This window comes from Eikenella sp. HMSC061C02, assembly GCF_001809035.1.
In the GTDB taxonomy this organism is placed as follows: domain Bacteria; phylum Pseudomonadota; class Gammaproteobacteria; order Burkholderiales; family Neisseriaceae; genus Eikenella; species Eikenella corrodens.
In genome coordinates this window covers 1-380 of sequence record NZ_KV795555.1, presented here as the reverse complement: position 1 = coordinate 380, position 380 = coordinate 1, and the positions used below count along the sequence as shown (strand labels likewise).

Here is a 380-nt window from a genome sequence, read left to right as displayed (position 1 = left end):
ATAATCAATCATCAAGACGGCTGCCATAGATAAATACATACTGTATAAATAGAATTCATCTTTTGGCAGCCGTTATATTTCCGCAATTTCCAGAGGCGTTCCGCAAAACACTATTTCAGCGGCTTGAGAATTTTACCGCGCCGGATATAGGTTTTGGTCATCTGCTCAGAGGTGTGGCCAAGTTGGTCGGAAGCGCTGCGGGTATCGGCAGCCAGGTAAATATCCGTGGCGGCTTTAGCTCTCAAGTCGCGGAATTGGAATGCGGACAACTCTTCCGCCAGTTCAGGCCGCTGCTGCATGACGGTTTTTCTCAACTCTAAAAATTGCCTGCTTAGGGCGGCGCGGGACAACGGTTTCCCGTGGCTGTTGAGAAACAGGTA

1 protein-coding gene is annotated in these 380 nt (G+C 49.2%); it reads right to left on the bottom strand.

The window, feature by feature from the left end; all coding sequences use genetic code 11:
- Positions 1–110: 110 nt before the first annotated feature.
- Positions 111–380: tyrosine-type recombinase/integrase (locus HMPREF2541_RS06480; RefSeq protein ID WP_168161098.1), on the bottom strand; the 270-nt coding region annotated here is incomplete at its 5' end.